Genomic DNA, 19245 nt, shown 5'->3' with positions numbered 1-19245 from the left:
GAAAAAAAGCCCGCCGGAAGGCGGGCTTTTTACTGCGACACGTTGCAGATGGATCAGAACTCGTAATCCATCGCCGGCCCCGGCGGAGCGAGGAAGTTGCCCTGCGCGTAGTCGATGCCGGCGCCGAACAGCGCGCTCATGCTGGCCGCGTCCTGCACGAACTCGGCGATGGTGGTCTTGCCCTGTTCGCGCGCCTTTTCCGCGATTTCCTTGAGCCGCGCCTGATGGGCCGGGTTGCTGCCCAGGTCTTCCATGAAGCTGCGGTCGATCTTGAGCAGCGCGGCGTTGAAGTGCGTCAGCAGCTGGAACGAGTTCAGACCCACGCCGAACTGCTCCAGGCCCACGCGCACGCCGTACTGCGCAACCTGCGCCTGGAATTCCTGCGCCGCGCGCAGGTGCGTGAACACCTTCGATTCGGGCAACTGCAGCACCAGCAGGTTGCCGTCGGCACCGTGCTTGGCGAGCTTCTCCTGGATGAACTGCGCCAGCGTGTTGTCCTGCAGGGAGGCCTGCGTGATCTTCACCAGCACCGTCGTCGGGCGGCCGGCGCGCGAACGCTCGCCGATCACCGAGATCGCCTTGCCGACCACCCATCGGTCGATTTCCCAAAGCAGGCCGTGTTCCTCGGCGATCTGCAGGAAGGCCAGCGGCGGCACGAGTTCGCCGTGTTCGCCCTGCAGGCGCAGGTAGGCCTCGTACATCTCCAGCGGCTCGCCGTGCATGGCGATGAGCGGCTGGTACTCCATGACGAAACGGTCGGCGTCGAGCGCTTCGCGGATGCGTTGCACCCACGCTTCCACGCGCTCTTCCTCGGCGCGATCGGCCGCGCCGGGGTCGAACAGCTCGGTACGGTTTCCGCCCACGCCGCTGGCCGACTGCAGGCACTGGCTCGCCTTGCCGAGGACCGCGGTGATGCTGGCGATCTTCTCGCCGATGAGCACGCCGCCGATGCTGACGGTGGTGCTGACCGAGCGATCCGCAGTTTCCAGCACGTGGTCGGCGAAGGCGACACGCAGCGTCTCGGCCAGACCGGTGACCCTGCGGTGGTCGGCATTGGGCACGAGTACGGCGAACTGGTGCTCGCCGAATCGCGCCGCGATATGGTCGGCCCCGAGCGCCGTGCGCAGGCGATCTGCCATCGCGGACACGAGCGCGTCGGCTGCGTCCAGGCCGATGTCCTGCAGCAGGCGGTTGAAGTGGTCCGGTTCGATCAGCAGCAGGCCGTGGTGCGATGCGTTCTGCGCTGCGTCGGCGACGGTGTCTTCCAGCGAGCGCAGGAACGTCGCGCGGTTGAACAGGCCGGTGACCTGGTCGCGCTGGCGCAGTTCCTCGACTTCGCGTGCGAGCTCGGGGTCGACCTCCTGCCGGCGCAGGATCACCTGCAGGCAGTGTTCGCCTTCGTACGTCGCGGGCGTGAATTCCATCACCGCCGGGAAGCCGCTGCCGTCGAGCGCGCGCGCTTCGGTTTCGTGGCGGGGCGGCGCTTCGCCCTTGCTGATCTGCTTGAGCAGCTGCTTGAAACCTTCGACCTTGGACGGGGCGATCAGGTCCAGCAGCGACATGCCTTCGATGTCCTCGAACGACTCGAAGCCGAAGATCTCCAGGTACGCCGGGTTGGCGCGGATGTGCATGCCTTCGTGGATGTAGGCGATGGGCTCGCGCGAGGAGTCGATGAGCGCGTCGCAGCGGCGTTCGGTCTCACGGATCTGCGCTTCCAGCCGGCGCTGCGAACGGCGCGCCTCGAGATCCGCCCACTCCTGCCGAACCCGCACGTTGACGTGCTCGCCACTGCGGCGAAGCAGGATGCCGCGGGCACCGAGCGTGATCATCTCCATCAGGCGGGAGTCGTCCACGGTGTCCAGCAGCATCAGCACCGGCAGGTCCTTGCCGCTGGCGTCGACCGCCTGCATGACCTTGGTGATCGGGACCAGCGTCGCCTCGCGCGCGGCGAGCACCAGGTCCGGCGTCTGGCTCGCGATGAGCGAGGCCAGTTCGTTCTCGTTTTCCGGTCGCGACGGGCGCACGGCGATACCGCTGTTGCGCAGGCCGCTGACGATGGCCTCGGCTGCCTCGACGCTGTCGTCGACGATCAGCAGGCGCAGCGCCGTGTCTTTACCGAATTGCATTGCGTCACCTCCCCGAACGCAAGTTATGACATGAACGGGAGCGTTCAGTCCATTCACGCAAGTTCGAACTGGGGGATATGACGATTTAGCGACCCGGACGCCTCGAACTTGAGACCGGCGTCGCGCAGGCGCTGTTAACTCGGGCGACGCGGCGCCCCCGACGCGTCGTCAGAGCGGACGCTTGCCCGTATCGCCGGCGACTTCGCGCACGAGCCTGGGCACCAGGTAGCCGGACACGCGGGCGGCCAGTTCGCGGTGCAGGCGTAGCGCGGTGTCGTCGGGAACTTCGAAATGCGCCGCGCCCTGCACGCGGTCGAGCTGATGCAGGTAGTAGGGCAGCACGCCCGCGGCATGCCCGCGCTCGCTCAACGCGGCCAGGGCATCGACCGAATCGTTGACCCCGCGCAGCAGCACGGCCTGGTTGAGCAGCATCGCGCCGGTACCGCGAAGACGGGCGAGCGCCCCGTCGACTTGCCCGTCGAACTCATTGGCATGGTTGGCGTGCAGCACGATGGTGACCGGCCAGGGCAGCGCGGCGAGCCAGCCGACCAGTGCATCGTCGACGCGTTCGGGCAGCACGACCGGCAGGCGCGTGTGCACGCGCAGGCGCTTCAGATGCGGGATCGCCGCCAGCGCGTCGGTCAGTTCGGCCAGCTTGGGCGTGGCCAGGGACCACGGGTCGCCGCCGGATAGGATGACTTCGTCGATCGAGGCATCGGCGCCGATCGCGGCCACCGCCTCGCGCCAGCCTGCCGCCGCGGCGGTTTCTTCCGCGTAGGGAAAGTGGCGCCGGAAGCAGTAGCGGCAGTGGATCGCGCACGAGCCGGTGGCGATGAGCAGCGCCCGGCCGCGGTATTTCCGGATGACGCCGTGGCCGGCCTTGGCCGCGCCATCGCCGACGGCGTCCAGCTTGAAGCCGGGCATCGGGCGCATCTCGGCATCGAGCGGCAGCACCTGGCGCAGCAGGGGGTCGTGCGGATCGCCGTGGCGCATGCGCGCAACGAACCCGTGCGGCACGCGCAGCGGGAATTGCGCCGCCGCCTCGTCCGACATGCCCAGCCCGTCTGCGTCCAGTCCCAGCATCGCCAGCAGTTCGCGCGGGTCGCGCACAGCGTCGCGCCACAGCTTCTGCCAGCGCGGCGAGGCGGCGTGGGAGGGGGCGGGGTGAAGAGGGGCGGGGGCAGCAGGTATCATGGCGGACCGGTTTTCCTTGCGCCGCGGCCATCGGCCGGGCACAACAGCCCGACATTCTAGCCTCCCGCCCACGTCCGGGCGGGGGCGACACCTATTCACCTACGCAGGAGTTCCACTCATGGCCAGCCTGGGCATGAACGACGTCAAGACCGGACAGAAGATCCTGGTCAACAACGACCCGTGCATCATCACCGAAACCGAGTACGTCAAGCCGGGCAAGGGCCAGGCCTTCACGCGCGTGAAGTACCGCAGCATCAAGTCCGGCCGCGTGGTCGAAATGACCATGAAGGCCACCGACAACGTCGAGCAGGCCGACGTCGTCGACACCGACATGCAGTACCTCTATTCGGACGGCGAGTACTGGCACTTCATGAACCAGGAGTCGTTCGAGCAGGTGCAGGCCGACAAGGCCGGCATGGGCGGCGCCGAGAAGTGGCTCAAGGGCGAGGAAGAGTGCGTGGTCACGCTGTGGAACGGCACGCCGATCGCCGTGCAGCCGCCGAACTTCGTCGAACTGAAGATCACCGAGACCGATCCGGGCGTCCGTGGCGACACCTCGGGCGGTGGCGGCAAGCCGGCGACGCTGGAAACCGGCGCGGTGGTCCGCGTGCCGCTGTTCGTCGGCCAGGAAGAAATCATCAAGGTCGACACGCGCTCGGGCGAGTACGTCAGCCGCGTGAAGTGACGATCCGACCCGTGGCCGCCTCGCGACCACGGGTCTGCCAGATCGTCATCCCGGCTAAGGCCGGGATCCAGGCTGTCGCGCGGCCCGAAGGTCCTCTTCCCGCCCGCCGACGCGCTTGCCGCAACATGGGCAAGCGATCCTGGAACGTGCGAGCCGCAACCCGGCTCGCAACACCTCTCCAACCCTTCCCTGCAGGCAGGGGAGGGAGCAGACAAAGCGAGGCCGCATGACCCACGACCGCACCCCCGAAGCCTGCGACCTGTTGATCGAAGCCGGCTGGGTGGTCCCGGTCGTACCGCACGGCGTGGTGCTCGAGGATCACGCCGTGGCCGTGCGCAATGGCGAGATCGTCGCCGTGCTGCCGACCCGCGAGGCACGCGCGCGCTTCGATGCTGCCGAGACCGTATCGCGTCCCGATGCCGCCCTGATCCCCGGCCTGGTCAACGCGCACACGCACAACCCGATGACGCTGCTGCGCGGCATCGCCGACGACCTGCCGCTGATGGAGTGGCTGCAGGGCCACATCTGGCCGGTGGAAGGCGCGGTGATGGGGCCGGAGTTCATCGAGGACGGCATCACGCTGGCGATCGCCGAGATGCTCCGCGGCGGCACCACCTGCGCCAACGAGAACTACTTCTTCCCCGACGTGCAGGCCGCCGTCTACAAGCAGCACGGCTTCCGTGCTCGCGTGGGCCTGCCGGTGATCGATTTCCCCACCGCGTGGGCGAAGACGAGCGAGGAATACTTCGAGCGCGCCGGCGAAGTGCACGACCAGTGGCGCGACGATCCGCTGGTCGCCCCCACCTTCGCGCCGCATGCGCCGTACACGGTGTCGGACGAAAACTTCGAGCGCATCCGCATGCTGTCGGACCAGCTTGACATCCCCGTGCACCTGCACACGCACGAGACGGCGCATGAAGTGTCCGAATCGCACGCCAAGCTCGGCCAGCGCCCGATCGCGCGGCTGGATCGCCTCGGCCTGATCAACGACCGCCTCATCGCCGTGCACATGACGCAGCTCACCGACGCGGAGATCGCGCTGTGCGCGCAGCGCGGCGTGAGCGTCGTGCATTGCCCGGAATCCAACCTCAAGCTGGCCTCCGGCTTCTGCCCGGTCGGCAAGCTGGTGAAGGCCGGCGTGAACGTCGCCATCGGCACCGACGGCTGCGCCAGCAACAACGACCTCGACATGTTCGGCGAAACGCGTACCGCCGCGCTGCTGGCCAAGGCCGTGGCTGAAGACGCGTCCGCGTTCGATGCCGCCACCGCGCTGCATGCCGCCACGCTTGGCGGCGCGCGCGCGCTCGGTTTCGAGGCGAAGATCGGTTCGATCGAACCGGGCAAGCAGGCTGACGTCGTCTGCGTCGACCTCGGCCAGATTGAAACGCAGCCGCTGCACCACGTCGTCTCGCAGCTGATCTACGCGACCGGCCGCCACCACGTGAGCGATGTGTGGATCGCCGGACGCGCGAAACTGCGCGAACGCATGCTCGTCGACATGGACGCCGCCGCTCTCGTCGCCAACGCGCGGCAGTGGCGCGAGCGGATCGCGGCGATCCGGCTGACGTGACGCCAACGACCGCACTGTCCGTCGGTCCCGTGTTCGCGGGAACGACGCACCTGGAGAATTAGTGTGACGACCCAGACTTCCACCGACACCAACTACACCCAGTCCGAGCTCGACAAGTTCGGCGCGCTCGCGCAGCGCTGGTGGGATCCCGAAGGCCCGCAGAAGGCATTGCACGCGCTCAATCCGGCGCGGCTGGGCTACGTCGCCGCGCGCACGCCGCTGCGTGGCGCGCGCGTGCTCGACGTCGGCTGCGGCGCGGGCCTGCTCAGCGAAGCGATGGCGCGCGAAGGCGCGCAGGTCACCGCGCTCGATCTCGCGCCGGAACTGGTGAAGGTCGCTCGCCTGCACGGTCTGGAATCGGGCGTGAAGGTCGATTACCGCCTGCAATCGGTCGAATCGCTCGCCGACGAAATGGCCGGCCAGTTCGATGCGATCACCTGCATGGAGATGCTCGAGCACGTGCCCGATCCGGGTTCGATCATCCGTGCGTGCGCGACGCTTCTGCGCCCGGGCGGAAAGCTGTTCCTTTCGACGTTGAACCGCACGCCGGCGGCGTTTGCGCTGGCCATCGTGGGCGCCGAATACATCGCCCGCCTGCTGCCGCGCGGCACGCACCAGTACCGCGACTTCATCAAGCCGCACGAGCTGGGCGCGTGGCTGCGTGCCTCTGGCCTGGCGCTGGAAGACGTCAGCGGCCTGATGTACGAACCGTGGCGCAACGCGGCGCGCGTCATCTCGCGTACCGACGTGAACTACCTCGCCTGCGCGTCGAAGCCGGACGCCGCCTGATGGCTGCCGACGCGGTGGCATACCCGAAGGCCGTGCTGTTCGACCTGGACGGCACGCTGCTCGACAGCGCGCCCGACATGGTCGCGGCGATCGACGCGATGCGTGCCGCGCGCGGGCAGCCGCCGATGCCGCTGGAACAACTGCGTCCGCACGTCTCGAAGGGCGCGCGCGCGATGGTCGCGGCGGCTTTCCCGGACGTTCCCGATGACGAACGCGAGCGCTGGATTCCTGAATTCCTCGACTGCTACCAGCGTGCGCTGGGCCATCACGGCACGCTGTTCGACGGTGTCGACGCGATGCTCGAAGCGCTGGAAAACGCCGGCTGCATCTGGGGCATCGTCACCAACAAGCCCGAGTATCTCGCGCGCCAGCTGATGCCCGTGCTGGGCTGGGAGCAGCGCTGCGCGGTGCTGATCGGCGGCGACTCGCTGAGCGCGCGCAAGCCCGATCCGCTGCCGCTGATCGTCGCGGCCGAGCGCATCGGCGTGGCGCCGGAGCAGTGCGTCTACGTCGGCGACGACGAGCGCGACATCATCGCCGCGCGCGCCGCGGGCATGCCGTCGGTGATCGCGCTGTGGGGTTACCGCCTCGACGAGGACAACCCGATCGCCTGGCAGGGCGACGTCATGATCGACGTGCCGTCGCAGCTCATCGCCGCCGACGCGTGGCCGGGCACGCGATGAACGACGCCGCACCCCCGCGCGACGAAGCGCTCGACAGCTTCCTCGACAAGTGGCGCGCGCGGTGGCCGGAATGGGCCGTTGCGCAGGCGTTCGTACCGCCGGAGCAGCGCGAGGTCGCGCTCGCATGGGCAGCCCTGCAGCAGGAACTAACCGATGCCGCCTGGGGCGGCAGCGATGCGCGCCCGGGCGAGGCGAAGCTCGCGTGGTGGATGGAAGAACTGCAGGGCTGGTCGCGCGGCATTCGCCGTCACCCGATCGGCCTGGCCTTGCAGAAGCTTCCGGCGCCATGGACCACGCTGGGCGCGGCGATTCCGTCGCTGCGCGAGAGCCGCGAACGCCCGCGCGATCGCGACGAGGCCTTTGCCGCGCTCGCACCGTTCGCGCAGGCGGTGGCGGACATCGAGACGGCGTTGTTCGATTCGACGCCAACAAGCGTCTCGGTCGTGCAGGCCGGGCTGCTGCAGGCGCGACTCGCACATACGAATGAGGCGGCGGTGCCGATGAGCGTGATCGCCCGGGCAGGCGAGGGTGCTACGACGCACGCCTGGGCCGCCGAGTTGCTCGCGCATTGGCCGCGTGGCGATGCCGGCCGTCCGCGCCGCGTATGGAATGCGCTCGCACGGCAGCGCCTGCGACGCGGCGATGCCTCCCAGCCTTTGCCGCCCTGGTCGGCGCTGTGGACCGCCTGGCGCGGGGCGCGTGCGTGAACGCCATGTCGGGGCTATCGTCGCGATAGGCGTGGCGACGCCTCGAAACTGACTGTTGCAACGTGTCCGGCCGACCGTCCGGATGCGGCCGCTACAATGGCCCGGCTTGCGCTCCCCCGCGCCAACCCCATCTCGTCCGCCGTGACCACGACTTCCACCACTCCGCGCCGTCTTCCCGATGTCGCCTTCGACGCCGCCGCCGCGGCGCGACCGCTCGACTGGGTCGGCATGTCCAACATCGCCCTGCCGCTCCGCGTGGCCGGGCCCGATGGCGAGGCGATCACCGTCGCCGCCTCGGTCGACGTCAGCGTCGACCTGAAGGACGCCAACGCCCGCGGCATCCACATGTCGCGCATGTACCTGCAACTGCAGAACGCCTTCGCCAGCGAAACCGTCACGCCCGCCGGCCTGCGCCGCGTGCTGCAGACGCTGGTCGAGAAGCAGGGCGGGATTTCCACCTCTGCCCGCCTCGTGCTGCGCTACGAACAACTGCTGCTGCGCCGCGCGCTCGCCAGCGACAACGCCGGGTGGAAGCGCTATCCGGTCGAGATCGACGCCACCCTGCGCGACGGCCACCTGCACCTGGCGTTGGCATTTTCGGTCGAATACTCCAGCACCTGTCCGGCCTCGGCGGCGCTCTCGCGCCAGCTCAATGCCGAACGCTTCGCCGAGGATTTCGCTGCGGCGCGCCCGCTGTCGACGGCGGTGGTGAGCGAATGGCTCGCCTCCGAGCGCGGCCTTGCCGCGACGCCCCACGCCCAGCGCAGCCGCGCCGACGTGCGCGTCGAACTGCGCCCGGCGTTCGACGAAGTGCCGCTGGCGGCCTTGATCGACGCCCTCGAAACCGCGCTCGCCACGCCGGTGCAGACGGCGGTCAAGCGCGAGGACGAGCAGGCCTTTGCCCGCCTCAATGCCGAAAACCTGATGTTCTGCGAGGACGCGGCCCGTCGTGTCGCTGCCGTCCTGTCGGCCGATGCACGCATCGAGCGCTTCGACGCCCAGGTCTCCCATTTCGAAAGCCTCCACGCCCACGACGCCTTGGCACGGGTGACCGGGCAGGGCGCCAGCGCCTGACCTTCCGGGGCACCGCCGGCCCCGGCGGCGCTGCCCTTCGTCGGACGATTCCGCGACCGTCGTCTCATTACGCTATGCTCCCCGACCTTGCTCGGGGACCTAGACGGGTTATGGGGAAACCCTTTCGTCGGTGGTGGCTGGCCATGATGGCCGCGTTCGGCATGCTGGTGGCGACGTCCGCGTCGGCGCAGTTCTTCGACGTGTCCCGCCTCGACGACGACCCGGTTCCGCTGGAAGTGCTCTCGGGTCGGCACCAGACCGACTTCGCCAGCGTCGAAGGGCAGGCCATCCACGAGACCTCCCGACGCCCGCGCTGGTGGCGGCTGACCGCCCGGCAGGCGGTGCAACCCGCCGATTCGCCGAACCTCGTCCTGCGGTTCCCGTACCTCAACCGCGTGGAAGTCTGGCGTCCCGGCGACGCGATTCCCCTGCGGCGGGCACTGGTCGGCGCCGATTCCGACCCCGAGTTCTCCACGCGCGCCCTCGTCATCCCGCTCCCGCAGGGGCTGGCGACGGGTGAATCGATCTACCTCCGCGTGACCGCGTTGTCGCCGACGGCCATGTCGGTCGACGTCGAACCGCTCGCGGCCGTGCATCGACAGGATCTGCGCCACGTCGCGCTGCGCACCTTCGTGCTGGGTACGCTCGTCGTGCTCGCGCTGCTGGCGGTGGGCTTCTGGGTGGGTATCGGCGAGCGGACGTACGCGTACCTGTCGCTGACGCTCGCCGCACAGGCGTTCTACCTCGCCTCGGTCGGTGGCGAGGTGCGCGCCGTGCCCTGGCTCGCGGAGCTGATCGGCGCCGATCCGCGCGTCGGTCGCATGTTCGGCCTGCTGGGCGTGGTCGCGAGCAACAGCTTCGTCGCGCTCTATCTCAACCTGCCCGAGCGCCACCCGCGCTTCATGCGCGTGCTCCACGGCTGCAACGCCGCACTGCTGGTGTTGCTGCTGGCCAACCTCGGTACCGTCGCGAACTGGCTGCCGTGGGTGGCGAATTCTGTCTTCCTGGTGTCGGCCGTGACCACTTTCGCCGCCAGCGTGGTCGCTGCCTGGGAACGTCAGCGCGAGGCGTACTTCATGGCGCTCTCATGGGCGCCGATGATCGTGCTCGTGCTGCTTCGACTCGGCGAACTGCTCGGCGGCTGGCGCAATCCCGAGTGGATGGAATACGCGTTCCCGATCGGCCTTGCGATGGGCGGCCTCGTGCTCACCATCGGCCTGACCGACCACATGCACCAGATGCGTCGCGACCGCGACCACGCGAGTCGCCTGGCGACCTACGACGCGCTTACGGGAGCGCTGACGCGTTCGGCGATCAACGAACGACTGGAAGCGCTCGCCGAGGCCGCGCACCGCGGGCGCCGGCCGCTGTCGGTGGTGTTCTTCGACATCGACTTCTTCAAGCGCATCAACGACGCGCACGGCCATCGCGTAGGCGACCAGACGCTGCGGATCGTCGCGCTGCGAACGCGCAACCGACTGCGCACGTACGACCTGTTCGGACGTTACGGTGGCGACGAGGTTCTGGTCGTCCTTCCCGACACGCAGCTTCGCGAAGCGCTGTGCGTGGCCGAGAACCTGCGCGCGGCGGTGAACTGCCGGCCGCTGTCCATCGAGAACCGCCTGTTCAACACGACGCTGAGCCTGGGCGTGGCCGAACTGCATTACGGCGAGACGGTCGAAAAACTGCTCGAACGCGCGGACGCGGCGCTCTACGCGAGCAAGGCTGCCGGACGCGACCGCGTGACCGGCTACACGGCCTCGCGTCTGCGCACGACGGCCGCAACGCCGGTGTCGAACACGGCGAACTCGCATGGAACGAGCACGGTGACCTAGCGCTTGCCGTGCCGCGCGCCTCGTGGCGCTTTTGTTCGCGCACGGTAGAACGCGCCGAAGCGCGTCGCGACCGTGAACCATCGGTGGTTACTGCGTGCGCTCCAGAACCAGCAACGGATCGACACGCACATCGAACCGCGCCGCGATGCACTGCAGTTGCCGCTGAAAGGAACGCGCCGCAGCGCGCCACAGAGGTGAGCAACTGGCTCCTATTGCGTTCGCTCCAGAACCAGAAACGGATCGACACGCACATCGAACCGCGCCGCGATGCACTGCAGTTGCCGCTGAAAAGAACGCGCCGCAGCGCGCCACACAGGTAAACAACGGGCTCTTACTGCGTGCGCTCCAGAACCAACAGCGGATCGACGCGAACATCGAACCAGTTCATCCCCCAATGCAGATGCGGCCCCGTCGCGCGACCCGTCGCGCCGACTGCGCCGATCACCTGTCCCTGCTGCACGCGATCGCCCACCTTCACGTCGATGCGCGAGAGGTGCAGGAAATTCGAGCTGACGCCGTGGCCGTGGTCGAGCAGCAGCGTGCCGCCGGTAAGGTACAGATCCGGCGCGGCGAAGGTGACCACGCCCGATGCCGGAGCCAGCACCGGCGTGCCGGTCGGCGCGGCGATATCCATGCCGGAATGCGGCGATTTCGGCGTGCCGTTGTAGACGCGCTGGTTGCCGAAGCGTCCGCTGATGCGGCCCTTCACCGGCCAGACGAAGGCCTGCGCGAAGTCCGCGCGATCGTCGTCGCGTGCACGCGCGGCGGTGACCTGCGCCTGCTCGCGCTCGATGCGTGCGGCGATTTCCGGCGGCGGCTCGACCGTCTTCGGCGGCACGCCCCGGACGTTCTCGACCGGCCAGTCACGCGGCGTGACGGCGATGCGCGCGGTCTGCGTGCGGCCGTCGGCAGTGGTCACATCGACGCTGACCGGCCCCGTCGCATCGCGGCCGATGCCGAACACGACTGTGCCGTAGTTTGTCGGACGCAACACGCGCGTGCCGTAACGCACGGTCGCATTGGCCGGCACCTTGCCCAGTACCAGGGAGCCCTGCTGGACGGAGGTCGGGAACACCACGCGCGTGTCGACGCTCGCCGTGGCCGCCTGCGCGACGCTCGGTGCGACAGGTGCCACGGGTGCAGCGGAACAACCCGCCGACGCCATCGCCAGCAGCGACAGCGCGACGCCTTGCGCAAACCTCATCGATCGAACGCCAGACGCTCGCCGCGCGGCTGGCCGACCAGTTGCCGGCCGTCCCATGCGAGTTCGCCGTTGACCCACGTCGAGGCGATGCGCGAACGGAAGGTCGTGCCTTCGAACGGCGACCAGCCGCACTTGGACAGCACGTCCTCGCGCTGCACGGTAAACGGCGTGTCGTCGATCAGCACGAGATCGGCCGCATAACCCTCGCGAAGGAAGCCGCGCCCCTTCACGTCGAACAGCTGCGCCGGCGCGTGCGCGAACTTCTGCACGACCTGCGACGTGGTGAGGCGGCCTTCGTGCACCAGTTCGAGCGCGGCGACCAGCGCGTACTGCACCAGCGGCAGGCCGCTGGGCGCACCGGTGTACGGACGCGCCTTTTCTTCCAGCGTGTGCGGCGCGTGGTCGGTGGCGAGCACGTCGATCACGTCCTCGGTCAGCGCCTGGATCAGCGCTTCGCGATCGCTCGCGTCCTTGATCGCCGGGTTGCACTTGATCAGGTGGCCAAGACGCGCGTAGTCGGTGCGATCGAAGCGCAGGAAATGGATGCACGTTTCGGCCGTGATGCGCTTGCGGCTGCCGTCGGCGCGGATCATCGGCCCCTTTTCGAACAGCGCCAGTTCGTCGGCCGTGCTGATGTGAAGAACGTGCAGGCGCGTGTCGTGCTTGCGCGCCAGCGAAAGCGCGAGCTGCGTCGACTTCATGCACGCTTCGCGAGAGCGGATGTCGGGATGGCACGCGGGCGGGATGTCGTCGCCGTACTTCGCCTTGTAGCGGGCGAGTTCGGCGTCGATCATCGGCGTGTCTTCGCAATGCGTGATGATCGGCGTGGGCGCGTCGCGGAAGATGCTATCGAGGATCTCCGGGTTGTCGACGAGCATGTTGCCGGTGGAGGCGCCCATGAACACCTTGATGCCCGGCGCGGCGAGCGGATCCAGCGCCTGGATCGCGGCGAGGTTGTCGTTGCTCGCGCCCATGTAGAAGCCGTAGTTGCCCCACGCGCGGCCCGCGGCGCGACGGTACTTGTTCTCCAGCGCTTCGGCGTCGAGCGTCGGCGGATTGGTGTTGGGCATGTCCATGAAGGACGTCAGCCCGCCGGCGACCGCGGCGGCCGATTCGGTCGCGATGTCGGCCTTGTATTCCATGCCCGGCTCACGGAAATGAACCTGGTCGTCGATCATGCCCGGCAACAGGCGACGGCCATCGGCGTCGATCACCGATTCGTTCGCGCGCGCCGACAGGCCTGTGCCGATCTGGGCGATACGCCCGTCCTCGAAGCGCAGGTCGCCGTCGAATTCGCGGCCTTCGTTGACCAGGCGGGCGTTGACGATCAGTGTCGATGGCATGTGGTTTTCCCGGAGGGTGGTTCCGGCACGGGATCGATCCCGCCCGGGTGAAGGGGATGGCAACGCAGGATGCGCCGCAGCGCCAGCCAGCTGCCCTTGAACGCGCCGAAACGGGCGATGGCCTGCATGGCGTATTCCGAGCACGTCGGATGGAAACGGCAGCGCGGGCCAAGCAGCGGACTGATCCAGCGCTTGTAGCCTCGCAGCAGCACGATGAGCAGACGGTCGATCACGGTTCCTTAATGCGGACAGGCATCTGAATATGCGGTTGCCGCAGGTGCCGGGGCAGGGTATAACAGCGCGCTTTCCCGTCACAAGGCTCCAGTTTTCGGTCGATCTCCGGGTCGTCCGACCTTCGCGGAACCAGCACGATCGAGGCTCCGCGGACGGTGTCCGGCACATGCATGCGATGTCATGCTGCGCGGACACGAAGTGGGGCATGCTGTGCTCCACACCGCCTTCGGACCCGTCGTCCGGAGGTCCTCAGGGATCAGAAGGACACGTCGCTCGTGGCAGTGAAAAAAACCGCGAAGAAGGCCGCCAAGGCCGTCAAGAAGACCGTCAAGCCGGCCGCCAAGAAGGCCGCGTCCAGCAAACCCGCAGCGAAGAAGACTGCGGTGAAGAAGCCGGCCGCGAAGAAGGCTGCGCCCGCCAAGAAGCCGGTGGCCAAGAAGGCCGCTCCGGCAAAGAAGACTCCCGCCACCAAGCCGGTCGCCAAGAAGGCTGCGGCGGCGAAGAAGGCACCGGCCAAGCCGGCCGCCAGCACGAAGAAGCCCGTCGTCGCCAAGAAGGCGGCACCGGCGCCCAAGCCGGTCGCCAAGCAGGCTCCGGCGCCCGCCAAGAAGGCCGCTCCCCCGGTGAAGTCCACGCCGGCGAAGGCCGCCCCCCAGGAAGGCAAGCCCACGGCTGCGAAGCCGGAGAGCAAGCCCGTCGTCAAGAAACCCGCAGCAGCGCGCCCGGCCGTCGAATCCCCGACGGCGAAACCGGTCGCCAGCAAGCCAGAAGTCGCAAAGAATCCAGTGACGCAACCCGTATCCAACAAGGCGCCTGCAACCAAAGCGGCGGCCGCAAGCAATCCCGCGACCAAGACCGCTCCGCGCCCGGCCGGCAAGGTGGCCGTGGCCGTCGTCGCAAAGCCGCAGGCTCCCGCGCCGAAAGGCAAGGTCAAAGTCGTGCCGTACCAGACAGATGAGGCCACTGGCCGCCCGATCGTCCCGCAGGGTTACAAGCCCACGGTCGACGAGGAATACATGAACCCGCTCCAGCTCGAGTACTTCCGCCAGCGCCTGCTGGGCTGGCGTACCGACCTGGTCGAGGAATCCAAGCAGACCATCGAGAACCTCAAGGACGAAGTCCGCGATGTCGGCGACGAAGCCGAGCGCGCCACCCGCGAGACCGAAAACTCGCTGGAACTGCGCACCCGCGACCGCTACCGCAAGCTGATCAGCAAGATCGACAGCACGCTCAAGCGCGTGGACTCGGGCGACTACGGTTACTGCGTCGACACGGGCGAGGAAATCGGCCTGGAGCGCCTGGAAGCGCGCCTCACCGCCGAGCGCACCATCGACGCGCAGGAGCGCTGGGAACACCTGCAGAAGCAGATGGGCGACTGATCCACCGCTCCCCGCTTTCGATGCGACACGAAAAGCCCGGCCTCGCGCCGGGTTTTTCTTTTCCACCCTCCGGTTCGAACTGCCGGATCGAAGCGGAGATGCGGACCGATCCGGTCCATGCGCCAGCGTCGCGCGCGATGCATGCTGGCCGCCGTCATCACGCCGCCTTCCGGAGCCCGCCATGCCCGAACCCATCGACTTCATGCGCGAGGCGCTCACGCTGGCGCGTGCGAACGTGGCCGAAGGCGGCCGCCCGTTCGGCGCGGTGCTGGTGCGCGATGGAAAGGTGCTCGCGTGCGCGGCCAATCGCATCCATGCGACGAACGATCCCACCGCGCATGCGGAATTGCTGGCGATTCGCGAAGCCGCACAGCGTTCGGAATCGCCGCGGCTGGACGGCGCCGTCGTCTACGCCAGCGGCCATCCGTGTCCGATGTGCCTGGCCGCGATGCACCTGTGCGGCGTGACGCGCGCGTACTACGCGTATTCGAACGAGGAAGGCGAGCCGTTCGGCCTGTCCACGGCGGCTGTGTATGCGCAGATGGCGTTGCCGCCCGAGCGGCAGACGCTCGCGGTCGAGCCGCTGCGACCGGACGGCGAAGGCGGGCTGTACGAGGCGTGGAAGGCGATGCGCGGTTAGCGCGTCGACAGCCGCTTGCGCATGAAGATGCGCTCGTGCGTGTCCGGGTATCCGTCGAGCACCGCGAAGCGCTCGTAACCGTGGCGTCGATAGAACGCCTCGGCCTGCCAGTCGAACGTGTCCAGCCGCGCCGAATGCGCGCCGATTTCGATCGCGCGCCGCTCGCAGGCGTGCAGCAGCGCGGCGCCGTGGCCTTGCGATCGGACGTCCTCGCGCAGCCACAGCACGTGGATTTCGAGCCAGCCGAGCAGCACGTCGCCGACGATGCCGCCGATCAGCTCGCCATCGTCGTCCTTCGCCGCCAGATGGATCGGCGTGCTTTCGATCTCGCCGACGGCGGCGCGGTTGAACGCCTGCAGGCCGACGCAGATGCGCTGCGTTTCCACCACGGTGGAATCGGCGATCGTGGACACGCGGATATCAGTGCAGGTCGCGAAGGTCGAGCCGGCGCAGCTTCGGCGCGAGTTTCGCCGTGGCGCCCACCACCGCCAGCGTCATGCAGCCGCCGAAGATCAGCGACGGCACCAGGCCCATCAGCCGCGCGGCGACGCCCGACTCGAACGCGCCAAGCTCGTTCGACGAGCCGATGAAGATGCCGTTGATCGACGACACGCGACCGCGCAGGTGGTCGGGCGTGGCGAGTTGGAGGATCGTCGAGCGCAGCACCACCGACACGCCGTCGCACATGCCCGACAGCATCAGCATCAGCGCCGAGACCCACAGCTCACGCGACAAGGCGAAGCCGATGATGCTCAGCCCGAAACCCGCCACCGCGATGAGCAGGATGCGTCCGGCATGGCGCTGCAATGGGCGACGTGCGAGGTATACGCCCATCAGCACCGCGCCGACCGCCGGCGCGGCGCGCAGCAGGCCCAGCGCTTCGGGTCCGTAGTGCAGGATTTCGCTGATGAACGCCGGCAGCAGCGCGACCGCGCCGCCGAACAGCACCGAGAACATGTCCAGCGCCTGCGCGCCCAGCACGACCTGCGTCCTGAAGACGAAGTTCAGGCCCTCGCCGATGCTCTTGAAGATCGGCGCGCGTTCGGCCGGTAGCGGCGGTTCGGTCACGCGGATCGTGATGACGGCGATCGATGCCGCCGCCGCGAACGCAGCCGCGACCAGGTACGCCGCGCTCTTTCCGCCCCATGCGACCAGCAGGCCGCCCGCCGCGGGACCGAGCACCAGGCCCGACTGCATCACCACGCTGCTCACGCCCGCGCCGCGCACGAACTGCTCGCGCTTGAGCACGCGCGCGAACAGCGACATGTACACCGGCGCCAGGAACGCGCGCACCACGCCGTTCACCGCGATCGCCGCGTAGATGGTCAGCGTGCCGAACGACGACGTGCCCGCCGGCAGCACGCCGGACGCGACGCCGGCAAGCGTCAGCGTCGTCAGCAGCAGTCCAAGGCACGCTGCCATGCCGAGCTTGCGGCGGGGCAGGTGATCCACCGCGTAGCCGGCGAACAACGCGAAGCAGAAGTAGGGAATGACTTCGGCCAGGCCGATCAGGCCGAGCGCGAACGCGTCGCGCGTGAGTTCGTAGACGTGCCAGCCGACGGTCACCGCAACGATCTGGTACGACAGCATCGCCAGCAGGCGATACGTCATCAGGCCGGTGAAGCCGCGGTTCCTCAGCAGGTCGCCGATTCCCGGAACGGGGGCGTCGGCGGGTGCGGCTTCGCTCACCGGGGCGGGCTCACAGCGCCTGCCGGGCGCGTTCGCGGATGAAGCCGAGCAGCGCGGCCAGTCCGTTGCTGCGCGTCGGCGACAGGTGCTTCGCCAGGCCGATCTCCGCGATGTAGTCGGCGTTGGTGTCGACGATTTCCTTCGCGCTGCGCCCCGAGTAGACGCGCAGGGCGAGGTAGATCAGCCCCGAGACGATGGCCGAGTCGCTGATCGCGTGGAAGTCGAGGCGGTCCGCATCGCCCTCGGCGACGATCCACACCATCGACTGGCAACCGTGCAGGCGGTGTTCTTCGGTCTTCCACTCCGGCGGAAGGTCCGGCAGCTTGCGGCCGAGGTCGATCAGGTACTGGTAACGCTCCGACCAGTCGCCGAAGAAGGCGAACTCATCGCGGATCGCCTGCTGCGCGTCGCGCGCGCTGGCTTCTAGTGGAAACGGGCTGGTGGGGGCAGCGATGGCGTTCATTGCAGTGGGATTTTACGCGGCGTGCGGCAAGGCACGGTGAGTCGGTCGCCATCCCGGCGGGCCGGGATGACGACGGTGGATCAGGCGCGCTTCCAGCGCACGCCCTGCGGCGTGTCTTCGAGCAGGATGCCTTCGCCGGCGAGCTGGTCGCGGATCGCGTCGGCACGAGCGAAATCGCGGGCCTTCTTCGCGGCGAGGCGCTCGTCGATCAGGGCCTGGATGCGCGCATCGTCGCCTTCCTCTGTGCCGCGCGCGAACCACGCCGCCGGATCCTGCTGTAGCAGGCCGAGCGCGAGGCCGGCACCGAGCAGTTCGGACTTCAGGCGCGCCTTCTCGTCGGTCGAGACTGCCTTGCGCGCATCGCCGGCGATGCGGGCGATCTCCGCCATTACCTGCGGGGTGTTGAGATCGTCGTCCAGCGCGGCTTCGACCGTAGCGGGGATCGCGGGCTCGGCATCGACGTCGGCTAGGTCGCGCAGGGTGCCGTACAGCCGGTCCAGCGTGCGCACACTTTGCTCGATCAGACCGTCCGACCATTCCAGCGGCTGGCGGTAATGCGCCGACAGCAGCGAGAAGCGCAGCGCCTCCGGCGGGTACTGCTGCACCAGGTCGTGCACCCGCTGGATGTTGCCGACCGACTTGGCCATCTTGGCGCCGCCGAAATTCAGCATGCCGTTGTGCAGCCAGTAGCGGGCGAAGATCCTGCCGCCGTGCGCGCACTCGCTCTGCGCGATCTCGTTCTCGTGGTGCGGGAACTGCAGGTCGACGCCGCCGGCGTGGATGTCGATGGTTTCGCCCAGGTGCGCGGCGGCCATCGCCGAGCATTCGATGTGCCAGCCCGGACGGCCGCGACCCCAGGGCGATTCCCAGCCGGGGAGGTCGTCGGTCGAAGGCTTCCACAGCACGAAATCGCCCGCGTCGCGCTTGTACGGCGCCACGTCGATGCGCGCGCCGGCGAGCAGTTCCTCCGGATCGCGGCGCGACAACTTGCCGTAGCCGGCGAAGGTGCCGACCGCGAACAGCACATGGCCTTCGGCCTCGTAGGCGTGGCCGGCGTCGATCAGGCGCTGGATCATCTCGATGATCTGCGGCACGTGCGCCGTCGCTTCGGGCTGGATGTTCTGCGGCTTCACGCCCAGCGCGGCCATGTCGTCCAGGTACGCGGCGGTGAAGCGGGCGGTGATCTCGCCGATCGGCACGCCGCGTTCGCGGGCGGCGTTGTTGATCTTGTCGTCGATGTCGGTGATGTTGCGGGCGTAGTCGAGGCCGCCGTAGCGGCGGCGCAGGACGTCGGCCAGCACGCCGAACACCACCGGCCCGCGGGCATTGCCGATGTGGACGAAGTTGTAGACCGTCGGCCCGCACAGGTACATCGTCGGGCGGTCGGGATTCAGGGGCGCGAACGGCTCGACCCGTCGCGTCAGGCTGTTGAAAAGGTGCAGGCTCATGGGGTTACCGCCGGAAGTGCCGGCCATTCTAGCGGCAGCACCGGGCGCCGCGTCCCGACCCGTCGGGCCGCCGCATGCCGGCAAGCTAAAGGCGAGGTTCAGACCTACGGCGCCGTATCCGCTTACACTTTCTGAACATTTCCCTACCTTGCGAGCGTGATGGCCCGTCCAGTTCCGTCCCT

At 68.4% G+C, this 19245-nt stretch carries 18 protein-coding genes; 9 read left to right on the top strand and 9 right to left on the bottom strand.

What is annotated here, in order from left to right:
- Window positions 1-53: 53 nt before the first annotated feature.
- On the bottom strand, window positions 54-2126 hold the full coding sequence (locus GOY17_RS12270; RefSeq protein ID WP_157030624.1) for an EAL domain-containing response regulator: 2073 nt from the start codon (window positions 2124-2126) through the stop codon (window positions 54-56).
- 168 nt (window positions 2127-2294) lie between these two features.
- A complete protein-coding gene (gene epmB, locus GOY17_RS12265; protein WP_157030623.1) occupies window positions 2295-3320 on the bottom strand; it encodes an EF-P beta-lysylation protein EpmB in 1026 nt (341 codons plus the stop codon).
- A gap of 118 nt (window positions 3321-3438) precedes the next feature.
- Here epmB and efp point away from each other — a divergent pair, with 118 nt between their 5' ends.
- The 7 genes from efp to GOY17_RS12230 all read left to right on the top strand — a co-directional run bounded on the left by efp (window position 3439) and on the right by GOY17_RS12230 (window position 10663).
- Entirely contained in the window at window positions 3439-4005 is a 567-nt protein-coding gene (gene efp, locus GOY17_RS12260; RefSeq protein ID WP_115844530.1) for an elongation factor P, read from the top strand.
- Between the two features lie 226 nt (window positions 4006-4231).
- Window positions 4232-5575: a TRZ/ATZ family hydrolase gene (locus GOY17_RS12255; protein WP_157030622.1), complete on the top strand. Its 1344-nt coding sequence runs from the start codon at window positions 4232-4234 to the stop codon at window positions 5573-5575.
- Window positions 5576-5638: 63 nt separating this feature from the next.
- Window positions 5639-6364: a bifunctional 2-polyprenyl-6-hydroxyphenol methylase/3-demethylubiquinol 3-O-methyltransferase UbiG gene (ubiG, locus tag GOY17_RS12250; RefSeq protein ID WP_386838428.1), complete on the top strand. Its 726-nt coding sequence runs from the start codon at window positions 5639-5641 to the stop codon at window positions 6362-6364.
- Window positions 6364-7047, top strand: coding sequence for a phosphoglycolate phosphatase (locus GOY17_RS12245; protein WP_157030620.1), 684 nt, complete (start codon window positions 6364-6366; stop codon window positions 7045-7047). The genes ubiG and GOY17_RS12245 overlap by 1 nt, the downstream gene beginning before the upstream one ends.
- The gene (locus GOY17_RS12240; RefSeq protein ID WP_157030619.1) at window positions 7044-7754 is read left to right on the top strand and encodes a phytoene/squalene synthase family protein; all 711 of its coding nucleotides are present in this window, start codon (window positions 7044-7046) and stop codon (window positions 7752-7754) included. The genes GOY17_RS12245 and GOY17_RS12240 overlap by 4 nt, the downstream gene beginning before the upstream one ends.
- 141 nt (window positions 7755-7895) lie before the next feature.
- Window positions 7896-8828: a GTP cyclohydrolase FolE2 gene (gene folE2 / locus GOY17_RS12235; protein WP_232338420.1), complete on the top strand. Its 933-nt coding sequence runs from the start codon at window positions 7896-7898 to the stop codon at window positions 8826-8828.
- Window positions 8829-8971: 143 nt separating this feature from the next.
- Window positions 8972-10663 carry a GGDEF domain-containing protein gene (locus GOY17_RS12230; protein WP_181902879.1) on the top strand — a complete coding sequence of 564 codons (1692 nt, stop codon included), beginning with the start codon at window positions 8972-8974 and terminating at the stop codon, window positions 10661-10663.
- A gap of 331 nt (window positions 10664-10994) precedes the next feature.
- Here GOY17_RS12230 and GOY17_RS12225 read toward each other — a convergent pair whose 3' ends face one another.
- Genes GOY17_RS12225 through yidD form a run of 3 tightly spaced genes read right to left on the bottom strand, consistent with a single transcriptional unit; the run spans window position 10995 to window position 13443 of the window.
- Window positions 10995-11828 carry a M23 family metallopeptidase gene (locus tag GOY17_RS12225; RefSeq protein ID WP_198173943.1) on the bottom strand — a complete coding sequence of 278 codons (834 nt, stop codon included), beginning with the start codon at window positions 11826-11828 and terminating at the stop codon, window positions 10995-10997.
- A 35-nt stretch (window positions 11829-11863) separates the two neighbouring features.
- Window positions 11864-13210 (bottom strand): dihydroorotase, encoded by a 1347-nt coding sequence (locus tag GOY17_RS12220; protein ID WP_157030616.1) that lies wholly within the window; start codon window positions 13208-13210, stop codon window positions 11864-11866.
- A complete protein-coding gene (gene yidD, locus GOY17_RS12215; protein WP_157030615.1) occupies window positions 13195-13443 on the bottom strand; it encodes a membrane protein insertion efficiency factor YidD in 249 nt (82 codons plus the stop codon). The genes GOY17_RS12220 and yidD overlap by 16 nt, the downstream gene beginning before the upstream one ends.
- A gap of 276 nt (window positions 13444-13719) precedes the next feature.
- Between yidD and dksA the strand changes: the two genes are divergently transcribed.
- On the top strand, window positions 13720-14823 hold the full coding sequence (dksA, locus tag GOY17_RS12210; RefSeq protein WP_157030614.1) for an RNA polymerase-binding protein DksA: 1104 nt from the start codon (window positions 13720-13722) through the stop codon (window positions 14821-14823).
- A 181-nt stretch (window positions 14824-15004) separates the two neighbouring features.
- Window positions 15005-15463 carry a nucleoside deaminase gene (locus tag GOY17_RS12205; RefSeq protein ID WP_157030613.1) on the top strand — a complete coding sequence of 153 codons (459 nt, stop codon included), beginning with the start codon at window positions 15005-15007 and terminating at the stop codon, window positions 15461-15463.
- On the opposite strand, the gene GOY17_RS12200 is transcribed toward GOY17_RS12205, so the two are convergent.
- The 4 genes from GOY17_RS12200 to cysS all read right to left on the bottom strand — a co-directional run bounded on the left by GOY17_RS12200 (window position 15460) and on the right by cysS (window position 19063).
- A complete protein-coding gene (locus tag GOY17_RS12200; RefSeq protein WP_198173680.1) occupies window positions 15460-15876 on the bottom strand; it encodes a GNAT family N-acetyltransferase in 417 nt (138 codons plus the stop codon). The two genes, GOY17_RS12205 and GOY17_RS12200, sit on opposite strands and share 4 nt — an antisense overlap.
- Before the next feature lie 7 nt (window positions 15877-15883).
- Window positions 15884-17152, bottom strand: a complete 1269-nt coding sequence (locus tag GOY17_RS12195; protein ID WP_396615201.1) for an MFS transporter — start codon at window positions 17150-17152, stop codon at window positions 15884-15886.
- 10 nt (window positions 17153-17162) lie between these two features.
- Window positions 17163-17615 carry a SufE family protein gene (locus tag GOY17_RS12190; protein ID WP_115844569.1) on the bottom strand — a complete coding sequence of 151 codons (453 nt, stop codon included), beginning with the start codon at window positions 17613-17615 and terminating at the stop codon, window positions 17163-17165.
- 80 nt (window positions 17616-17695) lie between these two features.
- A complete protein-coding gene (gene cysS, locus GOY17_RS12185) occupies window positions 17696-19063 on the bottom strand; it encodes a cysteine--tRNA ligase (RefSeq protein ID WP_157030611.1) in 1368 nt (455 codons plus the stop codon).
- Window positions 19064-19245 lie beyond the last annotated feature (182 nt).

Source organism: Lysobacter soli (assembly GCF_009755585.1).
In the GTDB taxonomy this organism is placed as follows: Bacteria; Pseudomonadota; Gammaproteobacteria; order Xanthomonadales; family Xanthomonadaceae; genus Lysobacter_J; species Lysobacter_J soli.
Note: the sequence above shows the minus strand (reverse complement) of the source record. Positions and strands in the feature narration are given on the sequence as shown.